Genomic DNA, 19,956 nt, shown 5'->3' with positions numbered 1-19,956 from the left:
TCGAACAGCGCTCCTCAAGCGATAAATGACGGTATCTCGACATGGCACCACCTGCTTGAGGTGTTGCACTTCGTTTGTGAACTCAGGGGGGTCCATGACTTCGGCGCTGCTATGGATCCCGATCAAGCCCGGGATGACGAAAGGACTATCTGTATATCTGGGTGATCCCCGGCGAAGGCCGGGGTCCATGCGTCAGGCGCGGCGCTTGCGCGCTGGACCCCGGCCTTCGCCGGGGATCACCTTATGACGCCACCGCGGGAACGGCTGCTCCCCACCCCAAGTCGGACATCCGCCAAAAAAACCGCTGTCCTACATTATCCGGCTGTGCCAGCCTTCGTCTCGGCTCTTTCGACAGGTAGATAACAGCGGTCACGGCCCGGCTTACGGATGCGGGCGAGAGCCTGCGCGGCAGGTTCGCCTAACGCGAGCCAGTGGCAACCGCACAAGGCTGAACTTTGCTGAACTTTGAAGCGACGAGGCGAACCCAGCCCCCGATTACCTAAGACGGCGATGGAAACTGGCCACCCCAGCGCCGCCCAGTTGCCGGCCCACCGCTCGCGGCATGGGCGGTCTTGCATTTCCCAGCCACCCCCGCCATATGCGCGCCGGGAGTCGGGCGGACGCAGTCTTCGCCAACCCGGTCAGGTCCGGAAGGAAGCAGCCGCAACGAATTCGCTGCGGGTCGTTCCGGCTCCCACCCATTTCCCCCTTCGACAAGATCGCGCCACGTCCCTAAGACGGGCGCATGGACGATTCCGCCGACGACGATACGCCGATGCTGGGCATGGACTTGCCAGAGGCGCCGCCCGCGCCCGCCTCGAGCGGTCCCTACCGCGTCCTTGCCCGCAAATATCGCCCGCAGACCTTTGCCGAACTGATCGGCCAGGATGCGATGGTCAAGACGCTGGGCAATGCGATCGCGCGCGACCGGCTCGCCCATGCCTTTCTGATGACCGGGGTGCGCGGGGTCGGCAAGACCTCCACGGCGCGGCTGATCGCCAAGGCGCTGAACTGCATCGGCCCGGACGGGCAGGGCGGGCCGACGATCGACCCGTGCGGCGTGTGCGAGCCGTGCCGCGCGATCACCGAGGGGCGCCATATCGACGTGATCGAGATGGACGCTGCGTCGAACACCGGCGTCGACGATGTGCGCGAGATCATCGAGGCGGTGCGCTATGCCGCGGTGTCGGCGCGCTACAAGATCTACATCGTCGACGAAGTGCATATGTTGTCGCGCAACGCCTTCAATGCGCTCCTAAAAACCTTGGAAGAGCCGCCGCCGCACGTCAAATTCCTGTTTGCGACGACCGAGGTGAACAAGGTGCCGGTGACGGTCTTGTCGCGCTGCCAGCGCTTCGACCTGCGCCGTATCACCCCCGACATGCTCTTCGCGCATTTCAGTTCGATCCTGCAAAAGGAAGGCGTCGAGGCCGAGGCGCCGGCGATCTGGCTGATCGCGAGCGCCGCCGAAGGGTCGGTGCGCGACGGGCTTTCCATCCTCGACCAGGCGATCGCCCACGCCGACCTTGATGGCGGCGGCAAGGTCAGCGCCGAACAGGTGCGCGCGATGCTGGGCCTGTCCGATCGCTCGTCGATCGCCGGGTTGATGGGCGCGATCCTCGAAGGCAACAGCGGCGGCGCGATCGACCTTGCCCGCGCGCAATATGCGCTGGGGATCGAGCCCGTCGCGATGGTGCGCGGGCTGATGGACCTGACCCACGCGATCACCCTCGCCAAAGTGTCGCGGCACGAAGACCCCGCGCTCGCCGAAGCCGACCGCGAGCGCATCGGCGACTGGGCGCAGAAGCTGGGTTTCGCGCCGCTCAACCGGCTGTGGCAGCTGCTGCTCAAGGGGCATGAAGAGGTGCTGCGCGCGAACAATCCGCTCGAGCATCTCGAAATGTTGCTGCTGCGCGTGATCTATGCCGCGTCGATGCCCGACCCCGGCGAACTCGCGAAGCTGCTCGCGTCAGGCGCAATTCCCGCCGCGCCGCAGGTCGCGCCATCGCCGGCGCCGGCGGCCGATCGGGCCAGCACCGCGTCGGCGCCAGCGGCTCCGGTCGACGCCGCTTCCGAGCCCCCGGCTGCGGCACTGACGGTCGCGCAAATCCACCAGCTTCTCGAATCGACCGGAAATCACCGTCTCGCGGTCGATCTCTACGACCATCTCCGCGTGATCGAACTCGAGCCGGGGACGCTCGTTTTTGCGCCGACCGCGCGGCTGGCGGACAGTTTCGCGCGCGATCTGGCCGACGCGCTGCTCGCGGCGACCGGCAATCGCTGGCAGGTGCGCGCCGGCGGGGGCGAGGGCCGGTCGAGTCTGGGCCAGATGCGCGCGGCGAAACTGGCCGACAACGACGCGCGAATCCGCGAGCTGCCCGTCGTCAGGGCCGCTTTGGCGGCTTTTCCCGATGCCGAGCTTGAACCGCCGGGCGACAACCGGCATAGGTCGAATCCATGAAATCGATCGAGGAAATGATGAAGGCGGCGCAGGAAGCCGCCGCAACGGTGCAGGCGCAGATGCAGGAGGCGCAGGCGAAGCTCGACAGCATCGAGGTCGAAGGCGTCTCGGGCGGAGGACTCGTCAGGATTCGCGCGAGCGCGAAGGGCCGGATCAAGGCGATCGACATCGACGACAGCCTGATCGTCGCGTCCGAAAAGCAGATGCTCGAGGACTTGCTCGCCGCCGCATTCAACGATGCGCGCGAAAAGGCCGATCGGGTCAGCAACGAGGAAATGGGCAAGATGACCAGCGGCCTGCCGCTTCCTCCGGGGTTCAAGCTGCCGTTTTGAATGCTCGTCGCCCCAGCGAAAGCCGGGGCCGCTGGAGGGTCACGCAGCCGCGAGGTGCCAGGCCGGCAATGGCCCGGGCTTTCGCCGGGACGACGATTTCCCGTCCATTCACTACAGCTTCATTGAATGCGCGGCAGGTTACGCCATATTAGCGCCCGATACCCTATAAGAATGGCGGCGCGCCCGGGTCCGGCGCCCGCCCAGGAGCCAAGATGACGCAATCCTTTCCCCTTCTTCCCCTGCGGGACATCGTCGTTTTTCCGCATATGATCGTTCCGCTGTTCGTCGGCCGCGACCGCTCGGTCGCGGCGCTCGAGGCCGCGATGGAAGCCGACAAGGAAATCTTTCTCGTCGCCCAGCTCGATCCGGGCGAGGACGATCCGGCGCGCGACGATCTATACGACGTCGGCGTGATCGCTACCGTATTGCAATTGCTCAAGCTTCCCGACGGCACCGTCCGCGTGCTCGTCGAAGGCAAGGAGCGCGCGAAGCTGCTCGGCCTCGACAGCGAGGACAAGGCGGTGATGGCGCGCGTGTCCCCGGTCGCCGACACGATCGACGACAGCGTCGATACCGCCGCGCTGATGCGCTCGGTCGTCGACCAGTTCGAATCCTATGCGAAGCTCAACAAGAAAATGCCCGCTGAAACCGCGGTGCAGCTGTCGCAGATCGACGACGCCTCGCGCCTCGCCGACTCGGTCGCGGGCAATCTCAACATCAAGGTCTCGGACAAGCAGGCGCTGCTCGTCGAGAATGCGCCCGCCAAGCGGCTCGAGATGGTCTTCGCCTTCATGGAGGGCGAGCTTGGCGTGCTGCAGGTCGAAAAGAAAATCCGCGGCCGCGTGAAGCGGCAGATGGAAAAGAGCCAGCGCGAATATTATCTCAACGAACAGCTGAAGGCGATCCAGCGCGAACTGGGCAATGACGGCGGCGAGGGCGGCGACGATCTCGCCGAGTTGCAGGCGAAGATCGACAAGCTCAAATTGTCGAAGGAAGCCAGGGCAAAGGCCGAAGCCGAGCTCAAGAAGCTGCGCGCGATGGCGCCGATGTCGGCAGAAGCCACCGTCGTGCGCAACTATCTCGACACGCTGCTCGGCCTGCCGTGGGGCAAGAAATCGAAGCTCAAGAAGGACATCGCCAAGGCGCAGGCCGTCCTCGACGACGACCATTATGCGCTCGAAAAGGTCAAGGACCGCATCGTCGAATATCTCGCGGTTCAGGCGCGCACCAACAAGCTCAAGGGGCCGATCCTGTGCCTCGTCGGCCCTCCGGGTGTCGGCAAGACGTCGCTCGGCCGCTCGATCGCGAAGGCGACGGGCCGCGAATTCGTGCGCCAGTCGCTCGGCGGCGTGCGCGACGAGGCCGAAATCCGCGGCCATCGCCGAACCTATATCGGCTCGCTGCCGGGCAAGATCGTGTCGAACCTGAAAAAGGCCGGCACGATGAACCCGCTGTTCCTGCTCGACGAGATCGACAAGCTCGGTCAGGATTTCCGCGGCGATCCGGCGTCGGCGTTGCTCGAAGTGCTCGACCCCGAACAGAATGCGAAGTTTCAGGACCATTATCTGGAGATCGACGTCGACCTCAGCGACGTGATGTTCGTGACCACCGCCAACTCGCTCAATCTGCCGCAGCCCTTGCTCGACCGCATGGAGATCATCCGGCTCGAAGGCTATACCGAGGACGAGAAGGTCGAGATCGCCAAGCGCCACCTGATCGCCAAGCAGATCGAGGCGCACGGCCTGAAAGACGGCGAGTTCGAGCTCACCGAAGCGGGGCTGCGCGACCTGATCCGCTATTACACGCGCGAGGCGGGCGTCCGCACGCTCGAGCGCGAAATCGCGCGGCTTGCGCGCAAGGCGCTGCGCAAGATCCTCGAAGGCAAGGCGGAAAACGTCACCGTCACCCCCGACAATCTGTCGGAATTCGCGGGCGTGCGGAAGTTCCGCCACGGCGTCGGCGATCGCGAGGATCAGGTCGGCGCGGTCACCGGGCTTGCCTGGACCGAGGTCGGCGGCGAGCTGCTGACGATCGAAGCCGTCACCGCGGCGGGCAAGGGGCAGGTGCGCACCACCGGCAAGCTTGGCGAAGTGATGACCGAATCGGTGCAGGCCGCGCTGTCGTTCGTCAAGGCGCGCGCGCCGGCCTATGGCATCAAGCCCAGCCTGTTCGCGCGCAAGGACATTCACATCCACCTGCCCGAAGGCGCGGTGCCCAAGGACGGCCCGTCGGCGGGCGTCGGCATGGTCACGGCGATGATCTCGACGCTCACCGGCATTCCGGTGCGCAAGGATGTCGCGATGACCGGCGAGGTGACGCTGCGCGGCCGCGTTCTCGCGATCGGGGGCCTCAAGGAAAAGCTGCTCGCGGCGCTGCGCGGCGGCATCACGACGGTCCTGATCCCTGAGGAGAATGAAAAGGATCTGGTCGAGATTCCGGCGAACATCACCGAACAGCTCAAGATCATTCCGGTGAGTCACGTCGACCAGGTTCTGGCCGAAGCGCTCGCGAGTCCGGTCGAGCCGATCGAATGGACCGAGGCCGACGAGCTGGCGGCCTCGCCCCCACATGCCCCCGGCGCCGACCCCGAGTCGGCGATTCGGCACTGATCCGGGCCGGTTCCGGAGCGGCTTTTCATCGCAAAATCGCCGATTCGGGGCGCTTTTTCCCCATTTTTGCTTTGACAAGGCGGGGCGAAACAGCGTTAGTGGCGCGCCATGGCCCGGCCATGAATCATCTAACCAACCACATACAGGGGTTCCTTAGGCATGAACAAACAAGACCTGATCGCCACCGTCGCTGACTCGAGCGGCCTCACCAAGGGCGATGCGAGCAAGGCGGTTGAAGCCGTTTTCGACGCGATCACCGCGTCGCTGAAGAAGGGCGGCGAAGTCCGTCTCGTCGGCTTCGGGACGTTCTCGGTCAGCAAGCGCAAGGCGTCGACGGGTCGCAACCCGCGCACCGGCGAAACGATGACCATCGCGGCGTCGAACCAGCCGAAGTTCAAGGCCGGCAAGGCCCTCAAGGACGCCTGCAACTAATCGGCAGGCGCCTTTTGGCGAAATGCATCGGGCCGCGGCGTGAAAACCGCGGCCCGTTTTGCATTTGCGACGCGGCGGGGTGCAAATCGCCGTTGCATTCGGCGTCGCAGCGGCTATGGACGTCCCCGCTTTCGGATGTCCGCCGCATCGGCGGGACCGGAACGGGCGCGTAGCTCAGTGGTAGAGCACACCCTTCACACGGGTGGGGTCGCAAGTTCAATCCTTGCCGCGCCCACCATGATCCGGCCGAACCTCCGCCGAACGCGCCATTCATCGCCTATTCAATGCTTTTGCTTTAGGACCGGCGCCATGATCCGCACGCTGACCCTATCGCTTGCATCCGCCCTGCTGTTCGTCGGCCTGCCCGCGCAGGCGCGCGGCGATCGCGATCGCGAGCAGGACAATCTGCGCGCCGCAGCGGCCCAGGGACAGGTAATCCCGCTGGGCAGGCTGATCGCCGAGGTGCGCTCGCGCCCGCCCTATAACGACATGACCTATCTGGGCGGACCCCAGTTCGACGCCCGGCGCATGGTCTATGCGCTGAAATTCATGGACGGCAATCAGGTCGTCGTCGTCTATGTCGATGCGCGATCGGGGCGCATCGTCGGCCGCCGGCCCTGAGCCGCCGGCAGTCTTTTCTTCATCCTCGCAACCAGATTTTGCGATGGCCGTTCCGACTTGATAGAGCGAATATGAACGGATCGGCGGCGTCGCCGGTCATCGGTTGAAAGGCGCATGATGCGAATATTGATTGTCGAAGACGAGCCCACGCTGGGGCCGCAGCTCAAATCGACGCTCGAGGGGACGGGCTATGCCGTCGATCTCGCGACCGATGGCGAGGATGGCCATTTTCTCGGCTCGACCGAGGATTATGATGCGGCGATCCTCGATCTCGGGCTTCCCGAGGTCGACGGGCTGACCGTTCTCGACCGCTGGCGCAGGGAAAAGCGCAACTTCCCCGTCCTCGTCCTGACCGCGCGCGACAGCTGGTCGGACAAGGTGGCGGGCCTCGACGCGGGCGCCGACGACTATCTTGCCAAGCCGTTCCAGACCGAGGAACTGATCGCCCGCCTGCGCGCGCTGATCCGCCGCGCCTCGGGCAACGCGTCGAGCGAGCTGACCGCGGGACAGGTGCGCCTCGACACGCGATCGGGCCGGGTGACGCTCGCCGGCGAGCCGGTGAAGCTGACCGCGCAGGAATATAAACTGCTGTCCTACCTGCTCCACCACAAGGGCAAGGTCGTGTCGCGCACCGAGTTGATCGAACATATCTACGATCAGGACTTCGACCGCGATTCGAACACGATCGAGGTGTTCGTCACGCGCATCCGCAAGAAATTGGGCGCCGACATCATCACCACCATCCGCGGTCTCGGCTACCAGCTCGACGATCCGCAGGATTGAGCCGTCGCCGATGGCCGACGCTGACGACAGGGCGGACGCTGGCGATCGGCCGACGCAACATCCGGGGATATTGTCGCCGCGCATGACCGGCTCGCTTGCGCGGCGCATGATCGCCATCGCGGCGATCTGGATTTCGCTGCTGCTGATCGGCGGCGGCTTCGCACTCGACCGTGTGTTGACGGGCGCGATCACGCGCAACTTCGATGCAGGCCTCGAATATGTGCTGATCGCGATGATCCGCTCGTCGGAAATCGGCCCCGACGGCGAGGTGCGGCTGATCCAGCCGCTCGGCGATCAGCGCTTCCTCGAGCCCTATAGCGGCCTCTATTGGCAGATCAGCGGCGAGGGGCAGGAGCCTTACCCTTCGCGGTCGCTGTGGGAACGCCGCCTCGACACGTCGGACGAGCATAATGACGACGATATGCACGTCTATGACAGCAATCAGTTTCCCGACGAGGAATTGCGCGTCCTCGAACGCGACGTCGTCCTGCCGGGCAGCAAAACGCGGTGGCGGTTCCAGATCGCGGCGTCGCGCCAATCGCTCGACGAACAGGTCCGCGCGGTACGCGCGACACTGATCCCCAGCCTCGGGATGCTGGGGCTCGGACTGATCGTTCTTGCAGCACTCCAGACCTTCTACGGCCTCTGGCCGCTGCGCCATATCCGGCGCGCGATCGCGGCGATGCGCGGCGGGCAGAACCGCCGTGTCGAGGCGCCACTGCCGCTCGAAGTGCAGCCGATGGTCGACGAACTCAACGCGCTGCTTGCGCATAACGAGAAGCAGGCGGAAGAGGCGCGCCTGCACGCCGGCAATCTCGCCCATGCGCTCAAGACCCCGTTGACCGTGCTCGTCAACAGCGCGACCGGCAACGACAGCCCGCTCGCCGAAACGGTGCGGCGCGAGGCGGCGACGATGCAGCGGCAGGTCGAGCATCATCTGGCGCGCGCGAGGGCGGTCGGGCGGCGCGGCGCGGCGCAGGCGCGCGCCAATGTCCGCGACAGCGTCGACAGCGTCTCGCGCGCGGTCGCCGCGCTCTACCCCGACGTCCGGCTCGACGCGGCGGGCGACAGGGACCTCGTCGTCTGCGTCGAGCGGCAGGATCTCGACGAACTCATCGGCAATCTGCTCGAAAACGCCGCCAAATATGGCGGCGGCAGCGTGTTCGTGACGATCGGGCGCGATGGCGCGATGGCCGAAATCCTGGTCGAAGACGACGGCCCAGGCATCTCCCCCGCCGACCGCACGCGCATCTTCGACCGCGGTGTGCGGCTCGACAGCGGCAAGCCGGGCACCGGCCTGGGCCTCGCGATCGTGCGCGACGTGGCGGAGATTTATGGCGGCAGTATCGCGCTCGAAGAGAGCGAGGATCTGGGCGGGTTGCTGGTGCGGCTCAGGCTGCCGGCGGGGTAGGGTGAAGGGCGACTATGGGGTGGGGAACTGACGTTCGCCTGCTCTCTTTCGTCATCCCGGACTTGATCCGGGATCCACAGCAGCGCCGAAGTCATGGACCCCGGATCAAGTCCGGGGTGACGATGATAAATAGGGCAGCAATTAGTCGCCAGCCGACATCCTGCCCCAGCCTTCACCCTACGCCGCCGTCACCTCCAGCCCGCGCTGCACCGCCGGGCGTGCCAGTCCGGCGTCGAGCCAGCGCTGGACGTGCGTAAAGCGGTCGAAGCCGACGATCTCGCGTGCTTCGTAAAAGCCGATCAGGTTGCGCACCCAGCCGAGCAGCGAAATGTCGGCGATGCTGTAGTCGCTCCCCATCACCCACGCGCGATCCGCCAGCCGCTGGTCGAGCACGCCAAGCAGCCGCGCCGATTCCTTGGCGTAGCGATCGCGCGGGCGCTTGTCCGCATAGTCCTTGCCGGCGAATTTGTGAAAGAAGCCGAGCTGGCCGAACATCGGCCCGACCCCGCCCATCTGCCACATCACCCACTGGATCGTCTCGTATCGGGCATTCGGATCGGAGGACAGGAACCGGCCGCTCTTGTCGGCGAGATAAATCAGGATCGCGCCCGATTCGAACAGCGCGAGCGGCGTGCCGTTCGGTCCTGCGGGATCGTAGATCGCGGGAATCTTGCCATTGGGGTTGAGCGCGAGGAAGGCCGGATCGTGGCTTTCGCCCGCCATGATGTCGATGCGGTGCGGTTCGTAGGAAAGCTCCGTTTCCTCGAGCATGATGCCGACCTTGACGCCGTTCGGGGTCGGCGCCGAAAAAAGCTGGAGCCGGTCGGGATATTGCGCCGGCCAGCGCGAAAAGACCGGATGGTCGGGGGTCATGCTTCGGTCTCCCGCTTGGCCTGCTCGTGGTGGCGGATCACCTCGTCGATGATGAAGCGCAGGAATTTTTCGCTGAACTCGGGGTCGAGGTCGGCCTCGCGCGCCAGGTTGCGCAGCCGTTCGATCTGCCGCGCCTCGCGGTCGGGGTCGGCTGGGGGCAGGTCGATGCGCGCCTTGAGCTCGCCGACCGCCTTGGTCACCTTGAACCGCTCGGCGAGCATATAGACGAGCGCCGCGTCGATATTGTCGATGCTCTGGCGATAGCGGCTCAACTGGTCGTCCATGGGCGGTCTTGCTCCTCTCGTTCGCGGCACGCTTGGCACCGGCAGGGGGTGGGTGGCAAGGCGAAAGTCATTGCAAAATGGCCACCGCGCGGCCAAGGCAGCGCGTGATATGACTGCCGAAATTCATCAGCTTCATGGGCACCGCCCGCCTTCGCTCGACCCGATGATGGCGCTCGTCGCCGCCGACATGAACGAGGTGAATTCGGTCATTCTCGACCGGATGCAGTCCGAAATCCCGCTGATCCCCGAACTCGCCGGGCATCTGATCGCCGGGGGCGGCAAGCGGATGCGGCCGATGCTGACGCTCGCGAGTGCGCAGCTTCTCGACTATCCGGGGCGCCGCCACTGCAAGCTCGCCGCCGCGGTCGAGTTCATCCACACCGCGACCCTGCTCCACGACGATGTCGTCGACGGGTCGGACCTGCGCCGCGGCCGCAAGACCGCAAATATCATCTGGGGCAACAGCGCCTCGGTGCTCGTCGGCGATTTCCTCTTCGCGCGCTCGTTCGAGCTGATGGTCGAGGACGGATCGCTGAAGGTGCTCAAGATATTGAGCCACGCTTCGGCAGTGATCGCCGAGGGCGAGGTCAACCAGCTCTCGGCGCAGCGCCGCGTCGAAACGAGCGAGGATCAGTATCTGACGATCATCAACGCCAAGACCGCCGAGCTGTTCGCCGCCGCGAGCAAGATCGCCGCGGTCGTCGCCGAGCGCGACGAGGCGACCGAGGCGGCGCTCGACGCGTTCGGCCGCAACCTCGGCATCGCCTTTCAGCTCGTCGACGATGCGATCGACTATGTCTCGGACGCCGAAACGATGGGCAAGGGGGTCGGCGACGATTTCCGCGACGGCAAGGTCACCTTGCCCGTCATCCTCGCCTATGCGCGCGGCAGCGCCGAGGAACGCGAGTTCTGGAAACTCGCCATGGCGGGCCACCGCACCTCCGACGAGGATCTCGCCCGTGCGACCGACCTGCTGCGCAAGCATGATGCGATCGACGACACGCTCGCGCGCGCGCGCCACTATGGCCAGCGCGCCGTCGATGCGATCGGCACATTCCGCGCCAGCCAGGCGCGGGCGGCGCTGACCGAAGCCGTCGCCTTCGCGGTTGCGCGCGCCTATTGAGGGGGAGACGAGGCGATGACGATGGGTCCGGCGGCCGAAAGCCCCGACGCCTATATCGCCGCGCTCTCGGGCTGGCAGCGCGACCGGTGCGAAATGATGCGTGCCGCGATCATGGACGCCGCGCCGTTCGACGAGACGATCAAATGGACCAATCTCGTCTTCATGGCGAACGGCCCGTGCATCCTGATCCGCGCCGAGGAAGCGCGCGTGCTGCTCGGCTTCTGGCGCGGCAAGCGGCTGCGCGACCTTGATCCGCGGATCAAGGCGAGCGGCAAATATGAGCTTGGCAATCTGGTCCTGACCGAGACGACCGACGTGACGGCGGAGGAGGTAGCGCGCCTCGCCGCGGCGGCGCATCGCCTCAATGTCGAGCTGGGCAATCCCGCCGCGCGGACATGATGCGGGCCGACCTTCCGATCGACGCAGTGCTGCCCGACATTCTCGCAGCGCTGACGCTCCGCCCCAATGCCGTCGTCGTGGCCCCGCCGGGCGCGGGCAAGACGACGCGCGTCGCACCCGCGATCCTCGACCAGCCCTGGTGCAAGGGCGCTGTGTGGCTGCTCTCGCCGCGCCGGCTTGCCGCGCGCGCCGCAGCCGAGCGCATCGCCGAGGAAATGGGCGAGGCGGTTGGCGGGCGCGTCGGCTATGCGACGCGGCTCGACAGCAAGCAGTCGGCGGCAACGCGGCTGCTCGTGATGACCCCCGGCCTGTTCCGCAACCGCATCCTGGCCGATCCGGAACTGACCGGCGTCACGGCGGTGCTGTTCGACGAGATTCACGAGCGCAGCCTCGATGGCGATTTCGCGCTCGCGCTCGCGATCGACGCGCAGCAGGGACTTCGCGACGACCTGCGCCTCGTCGCAATGTCGGCAACGCTTGACGGCGCGCGTTTCGGGGCGCTGCTCGGTGATGCGCCGCTGATCAGGAGCGAGGGCAAGAGCTGGCCGCTCGAGCTACGCCATATCGGGCGCCGCGCCGAAGACCGGCTCGAGGCGAGCGTGCTTGCAGCGGTGCGGCAGGCGCTCGCGGAAGAGTCCGAAGGCGACATGCTCGTCTTTCTGCCCGGCGCCGCCGACATCGAACGCGCGGCCGCGGCGGTTGAGGATGCGCGCCTGCCGCTCGCGGTTCACCGCCTGCACGGCCAGATCGACCCCGCGCAGCAGCGCAAGGCGCTCGTTCGCGATCCCGAGGGGCGGCGCAAGGTGATTCTCGCAACGAGCATCGCCGAAACCAGCCTGACGATCGACGGGGTGCGGATCGTGATCGACGCGGGGCTGGCGCGGCGCCCGCGCTTCGACAAGGCGGCGGGGATCGCGCGGCTCGTCACCGAGCGTGCGAGTCAGGCGTCGGCGACGCAGCGCGCCGGGCGCGCGGCGCGGCAGGGACCAGGGGTCGCGTACCGCCTGTGGGAAGCGGCCGCGACGGCGGGTATGCCGCCCTTCGATCCGCCCGAAATCCACGAAAACGACCTGATGCCCGTCGTGCTCGATTGCGCGAGCTGGGGCATCATCGACCCGCGCCAGCTCGGCTGGCTCGATCCGCCGTCGCCCGCCGCGATCGCCGAAGCCAAGTCGCGGCTCGTCGCGCTCGGCGCGCTCGGCGAGGACGGGCGGATCACCGCGCATGGCAAGGCGCTCGCCGCCGTGCCGCTGCCGGTGCCGCTCGCGCACATGCTGATCGAAGCCGCCCCGCTCGGCGAAGCCGAGCTCGCGGCGCGGCTCGCCGTGCTGCTCACCGAACCCGGGCTCGGCGGGCGCGGGGTCGACGTCGAGGGGCGGCTGCAGCGCTGGCGCGGGTCGAAGGGCGATCGCAGCGAAGGGGCGTGGCGGCTCGCGCGGCGGCTTGCGGGTGTCGGCGAACGGCTGGCGCCGCGCGGCGACCAGGCGCCGAAGCGCTCGATCGGCGGATGGATCGCGACCGCCTGGCCCGACCGCGTCGCCCGCGCCCGCGCGGGGCAGCGCGGCGAATATCTGAGCGTCGGCGGACGCGCCTACCGGCTCGATCCGACCGACCCGCTCGCGGGCAGCGAATGGCTCGCCATCGCCGATGCGCAGGGCCATGCGGCGGGCGTGCGCATCCTTGCCGCGGCCGCCATCGAACCCGAAGAGGTCGCGGCGATTTTCGCCGACCGGATCGTCGTTCACGCCGCGAGCCGCTACGACGCTGCAAGCGATCGCGTCGACCATCGCCGCGAACGCCGGCTCGGCGCGATCGCGCTGGCGAGCGGGCAGGCAGGGCGCGGCGAGGGCGTTGAGGACGATGTCGCGGTGCGGCTTGCGGCGGTGCGCGAAAAGGGGCTCGGATTGATCGGCTGGGGGCCGCAGGCGCTGGCGCTGCGCCAGCGTGCGTCCTTCGCCGGGCTCGATGCGCTTTCGCCCGGCGCGCTCGCCGGCAGCCTCGATCTGTGGCTTGCGCCGCTGCTTGCGGACTGCCGCGGATTGCGCGACATTGCGGACCGCAAGCTGGTTGATGCGCTGACGGGGTTGCTCGACTGGCCTGCGCGGCAATTGCTCGAAAAGCTTGCCCCCGCCGAATATGCGAGCCCTGCGGGCAGCCGCCATCCGATCGACTATGGCGCCGAGGGCGGGCCGACCGTCAGCGTGCGCGCGCAGGAGATGTTCGGGCTGACGCGGCACCCGATGGTCGGCGAGCCGCCGGTGCCGCTCGTCATCGCGCTGACCTCGCCCGCGCACCGGCCGATCCAGACGACGCGCGACATTGCGGGCTTCTGGGGCGGCAGCTGGCACGACGTCGCGCGCGAGATGCGCGGGCGCTATCCGAAGCATCCGTGGCCCGACGATCCGGCGACCGCCCGGCCGACCCGGCTGACCAAGGCGGCGCAGGCGCGGCGCGATGCGCAATAGCTCTTTTCGGGGCTGCGGCTTGCCGCTAAGGCGGCGGAAACGGCTTCAACGCAGGATATTCAGATGAAAGCGCGGATTTTCCAGAAACCCAAAAACGCGATGCAGTCGGGCCGCGCCGGGACGCAGCGCTGGATGCTCGAATTCGCCCCCGCCGAGGCGCGCAAGGCCGATCCGCTGATGGGCTGGGCGGGCAGCGGCGACACGCGCCGCCAGCTGCGCCTTAGCTTCGCGAGCCGCGACGAAGCGCTCGCCTATGCGGCGCGCAACGGGATCGAGGCAGAGGTCGTGCCGACCCCCGAGCGCAAGCTCAAGATTCAGGCCTACGCCGACAATTTCCGTTAATCTCTCGTCGCCCCCGCCTTCGCGGGGGCGACGATCTCAATGTCAGGGCTTACTCCGCATCCGGCTGGAGCAGCCGGTGCAGGTGGACGACGACATATTTCATCTCGGCGTCGTCGACGGTGCGCTGCGCGGCGGCGCGCCAGGCCTTTTCGGCCGATTTATAGTCGGGATAGAGGCCGACGATGTCGAGGGCGGAGAGGTCCACGAAGTCGAGGCCCTGCGGATCGCTGACGCGTCCGCCGAATACCAGGTGCAATTTGCTCATTGTCGCTTTCCTTGGCGTCATGCGCGGGAAGAGGGGAGGTGGCGCCCCCTACCAGCGCTTCGCCGTAACGGCAAGCGGTGCTCTCGTGCGGCGCTTTGGTCCAAACAATCCGCTTCCCCGAGCCCTTCGACTGCCCTGGCGGGCGCTCAGGATAAACGTCGGCCTTTGGCCGAAGACGAGGGGCCTTTTCGAGCGAAGCGAGAAGCCTCGCAGTCGCTGCCTCGACTTCGCTCGGCGGAGCCCCTCGTCTTCGCTCGGGGAGACGGTTCATTTTCCGGTATGGGAGCGGTCAGTCGCGCTTGCCGCCCTTGGGAAGCAGCGATCCGACCAGCGCGCCGAGCGCGACCGCGCCCGCGACGAGCGCCATCGGCTGTTCCTGCGCAATGTCCTTGAGCTTGCTGTTCGCGCGCTTCGCCTGCACCTTGCCCTTGGCATAGGCGTCGCTCGCGCGCGCCTTGCCCTCTTCATAGGCGTGGCCCGCGGCTTCGCGCGCGGCTTCGGCCTGCTCGCGGCCCTTGCTCGCCAGTTCGCTCGTCGCGGTGCGCGCGCGGCCATAGCCTTCCTGGATGCGCGCGCGCGCCGCATCGGCGGTCGCTTTTGCATTTTCGGCGGCTTTCTCCGCAAGTTCGCTCGCTTTGGCGCGCGTTTCGCGAGCGGTTTCACTGAGGGGTTTCATCGTCGTCTTCCTCCATGTCGGGTTGGGCCTCGTCGGCCATCACATCGTCGCCGGGGCGCAGCCGGGCCATCGCGCGATCGGCAATCTCACCGAGCTTGCGGCCGATCCGCGGCGCCTGCTGCTTGATCGGCTCGCGAAACAGCCACGCCACCCCCGCCACCGCGGCCAGCGCGATCGGCAGGCGGTTCCTGCGGAACTGCTCGCGCACCGCATGTGCGCTGTCGTCGATCGCTTCCTGAACCTGGTTTCTGGCGCGTCCGGCAAGCGCGCTCGGTTTGAACGCTTCGCCCGCGATGCCGAGCTTGCGGCGAAGCTGGCTGCGCTGGAGCATCGAGCGCCGGGCGGCGTTGATGAGGCGCGTGCGCGAGGGCGGCATCATTCCTCCTCTCCGACTTCATGCGCCAGGTCGCGGCGCAATGCGGTGCGCAGGTCGCGCCAATGGTGCAGCGCCCGCCAAGCGGTAAAGGCGGCGAGCGCGATCAGCGCCCCAAAGACGATCAGCGTCGCCGCGAGCGGACCGACACGCGGCGCGAGCACCATGATCGCCCCGAAGGCGATCGCCAGCATCGCGACGAGCAAAGCGCAGGCGGCGACGAAGCCCCAGCCCGCCGTCCATTTGATCGCGTGCCACGCGAGCGATCCGCGTGCCTCGAGCAGCGCCATTTCGGCCTGTGCCGTCGCCGACAGATTGACGACGACGTCGCGCACGATCGCGTCGAGCGGTTCGGGCGGCGGCGCCTCGGCGCGGCCTTCGGGCGCATAGCCGTGGCTGACGCGATCATAATCGCGCGGCGCGGGTTCGGGCGGGATGTCTTGGTCGGGAGCTGTCAAGGCCGGATCAGTCGTTCGACCCGCCCTTCAGCATCCGCGCGAGCACGAACCCGATCACCGCCGCAGCGCCGACCGCGACCGCTGGGCTCTTCTTGACGAAATCGCGGGTCGCGCCCGCCAGCTCGTCGAGGTCCTTCTGGTCGAGGGTCGAGGCGAGGCCCGCCACCGTCGAGGCGGCCGAGCGCGCATAATCGCCATACTGCTTGCCGAACTTGTCGTCGACCGTGCCGGCGCTGTCCTCGAGCATCTTGGCGAGGCTGCTCACCGCTTCGGCGGCCTTGTCCTTGCCGCGGGTCGCGGCTTCACGCGCCTTTGCCGAGGCCTGGTTCGCGAAATTGGTCGCATCGCCCTTCAGCGACGACGCCTTCTTCGACGCCTCGCTCTTGATCGTGTCGCGCGTCGCGGCGAGCTGATCGCGGATCGGATGCTCCTTGGCGGCCTTGGCCGCGGCCGGCTTGCGCGCCGGGGCTTTTTTGGTGGCGCCGGCCTTGGCCGGGGCGCGCGGCGTGGCTTTCTTGGCGGCGGGCGTAGCGGGAGTAGCGGCTTTGGCCATCGGGCGTCATCCTTCTTCTTATCCGGGCGCACGCACGGCGGTCAGCCGGTCGTGCCGGTCCCTTTTCGGTCCTGTGTCAATATATAGCAAGGCGCGCAGAATGGTTCCATAGCGCCGCAAAATTCCTATGCGGCTTGCCTTGCCCGAAGGCCGCCGATAACAGGCTGGCGCCCTTCCATCCGTGCTAGCAGGACGAACTTCCATGACCGCCATCATCGACATTCACGGCCGCGAAATCCTCGACAGCCGCGGCAATCCGACCGTCGAAGTCGACGTGCTGCTCGAAGACGGCAGCTTCGGCCGCGCCGCGGTGCCCTCGGGCGCCTCGACCGGCGCGCACGAAGCGGTCGAACTGCGCGACGGCGACAAGGCGCGCTATCTGGGCAAGGGCGTGACCAAGGCGGTCGCTGCGGTGAACGGCGAAATCGCCGAAGCGCTGATCGGCCTCGACGCCGAGGACCAGCGCGAGATCGACATGGCGATGATCGACCTCGACGGCACGCCGAACAAGGGCCGGCTCGGCGCCAATGCGATCCTCGGCGTCAGCCTCGCCGCCGCGAAGGCCGCCGCCGACGCGCGCGGCCTGCCGCTCTACCGCTATGTCGGTGGGGTTTCCGCTCGAACCTTGCCCGTTCCGATGATGAACATCATCAACGGCGGCGAACATGCCGACAATCCGATCGACGTGCAGGAATTCATGGTGATGCCGGTCGGCGCGGGCAGCATCGCCGAGGCGGTGCGCTGGGGCAGCGAGATTTTCCACACGCTGAAAAAGGGCCTCGCGCAGAAGGGGCTCGCCACCGCGGTCGGCGACGAGGGCGGCTTCGCCCCCAACCTCGCCTCGACCCGTGATGCGCTCGACTTCATCGCCGCGTCGGTCGACCAGGCGGGCTTCAAGCTCGGCAGCGACGTCGTGCTCGCGCTCGACTGCGCCGCGACCGAATTCTTCCGGGGCGGCAAATATGAAATCAGCGGCGAGGGGCTTTCGCTCAGCCCCGAACAGATGGCCGACTATCTGGCGGCGCTGGTCAAGGATTATCCGATTCTGTCGATCGAGGACGGGATGAGCGAGGATGATTTCGCGGGCTGGAAAGCGCTCACCGACCTGATCGGCGACAAGTGCCAGCTCGTCGGCGACGATTTGTTCGTCACCAATCCGCTGCGGCTCGAGCAGGGAATCAAGGTCGGCCTCGCCAACTCGCTGCTCGTCAAGGTCAACCAGATCGGCACCCTGTCCGAAACGCTCGATGCGGTCGATATGGCGCACCGCGCGCGCTACACCGCCGTGATGTCGCACCGTTCGGGCGAGACCGAGGATTCGACGATCGCCGACCTTGCGGTCGCGACGAACTGCGGACAGATCAAGACCGGCAGCCTCGCGCGCTCCGACCGGCTCGCGAAGTACAACCAGCTGATCCGCATCGAGGAAGAGCTGGGCGACATGGCGCGCTATCCGGGAATGGCGATTTTCGGCTGATTCCCCGCGGCGGCGGGCACTATTCGACCTCGAACAGCGCCATGTCGATCGTGAAGGAACCGTCGGGCTCGATCGCGAAATGGCGCGCGACATCCTCGCTCGCCTGCTGCTGGAGCGCGCGAATCGCGGCGGCGTGCGCCGACGGCGTTCGCATCCGCCGGGTCCAGTCGGCGAAGTCCATACGCAGGCGCCCGCGCGTGATCCCGTGCAGATCGAAACCCGCGCGCGCGAACATCGCCGTCCATTCGCCGACGCCATAGTCGCGGACGTGCGATCCGTCGCGCAGCAGCTCGACCGTCTGCAAATGGGTGTCGAGCGCCGCTGTGTGCGGAGCGACGATGTCGACGAAGATCGCGGGTGCCCCCGGTGCGAGCACGCGCCGCGCCTCGCGCAGTCCGGCCTCCGCATCGCGCCAATGATGCGCCGAAAAGCGGCAGGCGAGGAAATCGAAATGGCCGTCGGCAAAGGGCAGCGCTTCGGCGGCCGCCGTCTGTGTCGCGATATTGCCGATGCCGCGCCGCTTCGCTTCGGCGGCGACGGCGGCGAGCATGTCGGCGGAGAGGTCGCAGGCGACGACTGCGCCTGCGTGGGGCGCGATCGCATAGGCGACATGCCCGCCCCCGGCGCCGAGGTCGAGCGCGCGGGCGGGCGCGGCGCTCGCGGCGCGCGCGGCGATCGTATCGAGGTCGGCGCCCGACGCATGGACGGCGCTGGCGACATAGGCATTGGCGGTCGCGCCGAATTGGCTGCGGACCAGATCATCGTGCGTGGCGGTCATCGTCATTATCTCCTTCGATGCCGTCCCTCCAGCCGATCAATTACCCTGTTACAATGGACATAATTATCCTGTTATAAATTGCATCATGCAGACCGCGGAGCAACGCAGACTATTGGGCGCCTTCGTGCGCGGACGGCGTGAGGCGATGACCCCCGTGGGGCCGCCGCGTCGTCGCCGGACGCCCGGGCTGCGCCGCGAGGATCTCGCCGATCTTGCGGGTATTGGAACGACGTGGCTCGCGTGGGTCGAACAGGGGCGCGACATCCGGCCGTCGGCGGCGATGCTCGCGCGGCTCGCCGATGCGCTGCACCTGTCGGGCGCCGAGCGCGACTATATGTTCGCGCTCGCGGACAGGCGCGACCCGGCTGCGCCGGTGGGGCCCGCGGCGGTGCAGGCGCCGCCGGCGATCGCGGCGGCGGTCGAGGCGCTGACCTGGCCCGCCTATGGCCTCGATCCCGCCTGGTATGTCTGCTGCGCGAACGGCGCGGCGCGGGCGCTGTTCGTCGGCCTGTTCGACGCCGGCGATCAGCCGAATCTGCTCGACTATGTGTTCACGCATCCGGCAGCCCGCGGCCTGCTGCCCGACTGGCGCGCGCGGGCGGCGCGCATCCTGTCGGAGTTCCGCCGCGATTTCGGGCGCGGGGTCACCGATCCGCGCGTTCATATGGTGGTCGACCGGCTTTGCGAAATCAGCGCCGAATTCGCGGTCGAATGGGACCGCCAGGCGGTCCTGCCGCACGAAGGCGGCGCGCGGCGCTTCGACCATCCGGCGCTCGGCGCGGTCGAATATGAGCAGCATACGCTCGCCGAAGTCGAGCGCGGCGACTTTCGCCTGATTTTCCTTGAACCGACAAGCGGTGGAAAATGTCGCAAGGCGCCTTGACGCCGCGAATCGCTTGTGATTCAAGGCGGCGATGACGCAGCGCCACAAAGTTCGGAAATCGGTGAATCGGGCCATCGGTCCCACCGTCGCGCTGCTCGCGGTGCTGGCGATGATCGGCTATATCATCTTCGGGCCGACCGGCCTTTATGCCTGGGGCGATTATCGCCAGTCGGTCGAGAAGAAGCGGGTCGTGCTGTCGAAGCTGACCAAGCGCGAGAACGAACTTCAGAACCGCGTCAATCTGCTCGACCGGCGGCGCGTCGACCCCGACCTTGCCGACGAATATGTCCGCGAGAAACTGGGCGTCATGCACCCCGATGAAATCGCCATCCCGATGGACGAGAAGGAATAGAGTAAT

The 19,956-nt window shown here is 67.2% G+C and carries 22 protein-coding genes, 1 tRNA gene and 1 other RNA gene; 16 read left to right on the top strand and 8 right to left on the bottom strand.

From position 1 onward, the window contains the following. Nucleotides 1-604 precede the first annotated feature (604 nt). The 9 genes from ffs to CHB69_RS18990 all read left to right on the top strand — a co-directional run bounded on the left by ffs (nucleotide 605) and on the right by CHB69_RS18990 (nucleotide 8,649). An RNA gene (gene ffs, locus CHB69_RS19030) (signal recognition particle sRNA small type) lies at nucleotides 605-702 on the top strand. 43 nt (nucleotides 703-745) lie between these two features. Continuing rightward, nucleotides 746-2,461: a DNA polymerase III subunit gamma/tau gene (locus tag CHB69_RS19025; protein WP_089217495.1), complete on the top strand. Its 1,716-nt coding sequence runs from the start codon at nucleotides 746-748 to the stop codon at nucleotides 2,459-2,461. Then, complete coding sequence (locus tag CHB69_RS19020; protein WP_089217494.1) at nucleotides 2,458-2,793, top strand: YbaB/EbfC family nucleoid-associated protein; 336 nt, start codon at nucleotides 2,458-2,460, stop codon at nucleotides 2,791-2,793. The genes CHB69_RS19025 and CHB69_RS19020 overlap by 4 nt, the downstream gene beginning before the upstream one ends. A 212-nt stretch (nucleotides 2,794-3,005) precedes the next feature. Further along, nucleotides 3,006-5,402, top strand: a complete 2,397-nt coding sequence (gene lon, locus CHB69_RS19015) for an endopeptidase La (RefSeq protein WP_089217493.1) — start codon at nucleotides 3,006-3,008, stop codon at nucleotides 5,400-5,402. 159 nt (nucleotides 5,403-5,561) lie between these two features. After that, nucleotides 5,562-5,834: an HU family DNA-binding protein gene (locus tag CHB69_RS19010; RefSeq protein ID WP_067107716.1), complete on the top strand. Its 273-nt coding sequence runs from the start codon at nucleotides 5,562-5,564 to the stop codon at nucleotides 5,832-5,834. A 163-nt stretch (nucleotides 5,835-5,997) separates the two neighbouring features. After that, nucleotides 5,998-6,072 (top strand) — tRNA-Val (locus CHB69_RS19005). A gap of 71 nt (nucleotides 6,073-6,143) precedes the next feature. After that, on the top strand, nucleotides 6,144-6,455 hold the full coding sequence (locus CHB69_RS19000) for a hypothetical protein (protein WP_089217492.1): 312 nt from the start codon (nucleotides 6,144-6,146) through the stop codon (nucleotides 6,453-6,455). A gap of 117 nt (nucleotides 6,456-6,572) precedes the next feature. Then, the gene (locus tag CHB69_RS18995) at nucleotides 6,573-7,238 is read left to right on the top strand and encodes a response regulator transcription factor (RefSeq protein WP_089217502.1); all 666 of its coding nucleotides are present in this window, start codon (nucleotides 6,573-6,575) and stop codon (nucleotides 7,236-7,238) included. Between the two features lie 106 nt (nucleotides 7,239-7,344). Beyond that, the gene (locus tag CHB69_RS18990; RefSeq protein WP_089217503.1) at nucleotides 7,345-8,649 is read left to right on the top strand and encodes a sensor histidine kinase; all 1,305 of its coding nucleotides are present in this window, start codon (nucleotides 7,345-7,347) and stop codon (nucleotides 8,647-8,649) included. Nucleotides 8,650-8,826: 177 nt separating this feature from the next. On the opposite strand, the gene CHB69_RS18985 is transcribed toward CHB69_RS18990, so the two are convergent. Then, nucleotides 8,827-9,522, bottom strand: coding sequence for a glutathione S-transferase N-terminal domain-containing protein (locus CHB69_RS18985; RefSeq protein WP_089217491.1), 696 nt, complete (start codon nucleotides 9,520-9,522; stop codon nucleotides 8,827-8,829). Further along, complete coding sequence (locus tag CHB69_RS18980) at nucleotides 9,519-9,806, bottom strand: chorismate mutase (protein WP_089217490.1); 288 nt, start codon at nucleotides 9,804-9,806, stop codon at nucleotides 9,519-9,521. Before CHB69_RS18980 ends, CHB69_RS18985 begins: the two co-directional genes overlap by 4 nt. A 109-nt stretch (nucleotides 9,807-9,915) precedes the next feature. Here CHB69_RS18980 and CHB69_RS18975 point away from each other — a divergent pair, with 109 nt between their 5' ends. The 4 genes from CHB69_RS18975 to CHB69_RS18960 all read left to right on the top strand — a co-directional run bounded on the left by CHB69_RS18975 (nucleotide 9,916) and on the right by CHB69_RS18960 (nucleotide 14,135). Further along, complete coding sequence (locus CHB69_RS18975) at nucleotides 9,916-10,929, top strand: polyprenyl synthetase family protein (RefSeq protein ID WP_089217501.1); 1,014 nt, start codon at nucleotides 9,916-9,918, stop codon at nucleotides 10,927-10,929. 15 nt (nucleotides 10,930-10,944) lie between these two features. Next, entirely contained in the window at nucleotides 10,945-11,328 is a 384-nt protein-coding gene (locus CHB69_RS18970; RefSeq protein ID WP_245836962.1) for a DUF1801 domain-containing protein, read from the top strand. Then, nucleotides 11,325-13,793, top strand: coding sequence for an ATP-dependent helicase HrpB (gene hrpB, locus CHB69_RS18965; RefSeq protein ID WP_089217489.1), 2,469 nt, complete (start codon nucleotides 11,325-11,327; stop codon nucleotides 13,791-13,793). The genes CHB69_RS18970 and hrpB overlap by 4 nt, the downstream gene beginning before the upstream one ends. Before the next feature lie 63 nt (nucleotides 13,794-13,856). Then, complete coding sequence (locus CHB69_RS18960; protein WP_089217488.1) at nucleotides 13,857-14,135, top strand: ETC complex I subunit; 279 nt, start codon at nucleotides 13,857-13,859, stop codon at nucleotides 14,133-14,135. A gap of 49 nt (nucleotides 14,136-14,184) precedes the next feature. Here CHB69_RS18960 and CHB69_RS18955 read toward each other — a convergent pair whose 3' ends face one another. The 5 genes from CHB69_RS18955 to CHB69_RS18935 form a co-directional block, all read right to left on the bottom strand. Beyond that, complete coding sequence (locus CHB69_RS18955) at nucleotides 14,185-14,400, bottom strand: DUF4170 domain-containing protein (protein ID WP_089217487.1); 216 nt, start codon at nucleotides 14,398-14,400, stop codon at nucleotides 14,185-14,187. 289 nt (nucleotides 14,401-14,689) lie between these two features. Next, nucleotides 14,690-15,076, bottom strand: a complete 387-nt coding sequence (locus CHB69_RS18950; protein ID WP_089217486.1) for a hypothetical protein — start codon at nucleotides 15,074-15,076, stop codon at nucleotides 14,690-14,692. Then, a complete protein-coding gene (locus CHB69_RS18945) occupies nucleotides 15,060-15,455 on the bottom strand; it encodes a hypothetical protein (RefSeq protein WP_245836960.1) in 396 nt (131 codons plus the stop codon). Before CHB69_RS18945 ends, CHB69_RS18950 begins: the two co-directional genes overlap by 17 nt. After that, nucleotides 15,452-15,907 carry a phage holin family protein gene (locus tag CHB69_RS18940; RefSeq protein WP_089217485.1) on the bottom strand — a complete coding sequence of 152 codons (456 nt, stop codon included), beginning with the start codon at nucleotides 15,905-15,907 and terminating at the stop codon, nucleotides 15,452-15,454. The genes CHB69_RS18945 and CHB69_RS18940 overlap by 4 nt, the downstream gene beginning before the upstream one ends. 7 nt (nucleotides 15,908-15,914) lie before the next feature. Then, nucleotides 15,915-16,460: a hypothetical protein gene (locus tag CHB69_RS18935; RefSeq protein WP_089217484.1), complete on the bottom strand. Its 546-nt coding sequence runs from the start codon at nucleotides 16,458-16,460 to the stop codon at nucleotides 15,915-15,917. A gap of 202 nt (nucleotides 16,461-16,662) precedes the next feature. Here CHB69_RS18935 and eno point away from each other — a divergent pair, with 202 nt between their 5' ends. Further along, a complete protein-coding gene (gene eno / locus CHB69_RS18930; RefSeq protein ID WP_089217483.1) occupies nucleotides 16,663-17,937 on the top strand; it encodes a phosphopyruvate hydratase in 1,275 nt (424 codons plus the stop codon). Between the two features lie 19 nt (nucleotides 17,938-17,956). Here eno and CHB69_RS18925 read toward each other — a convergent pair whose 3' ends face one another. Beyond that, the gene (locus CHB69_RS18925) at nucleotides 17,957-18,715 is read right to left on the bottom strand and encodes a class I SAM-dependent methyltransferase (protein WP_089217498.1); all 759 of its coding nucleotides are present in this window, start codon (nucleotides 18,713-18,715) and stop codon (nucleotides 17,957-17,959) included. Nucleotides 18,716-18,800: 85 nt separating this feature from the next. Between CHB69_RS18925 and CHB69_RS18920 the strand changes: the two genes are divergently transcribed. Together CHB69_RS18920 and CHB69_RS18915 are read left to right on the top strand one after the other, a co-directional pair. Next, entirely contained in the window at nucleotides 18,801-19,598 is a 798-nt protein-coding gene (locus tag CHB69_RS18920) for a helix-turn-helix transcriptional regulator (protein WP_089217482.1), read from the top strand. Between the two features lie 31 nt (nucleotides 19,599-19,629). Then, complete coding sequence (locus CHB69_RS18915) at nucleotides 19,630-19,950, top strand: FtsB family cell division protein (protein WP_089217481.1); 321 nt, start codon at nucleotides 19,630-19,632, stop codon at nucleotides 19,948-19,950. Nucleotides 19,951-19,956: the final 6 nt, after the last annotated feature.

The sequence above is a fragment of the Sphingopyxis indica genome, from assembly GCF_900188185.1.
In the GTDB taxonomy this organism is placed as follows: domain Bacteria; phylum Pseudomonadota; class Alphaproteobacteria; order Sphingomonadales; family Sphingomonadaceae; genus Sphingopyxis; species Sphingopyxis indica.
The sequence above is the reverse complement of the archived record's forward strand: the minus strand, read 5'-3'. Positions and strand labels throughout refer to the sequence as shown.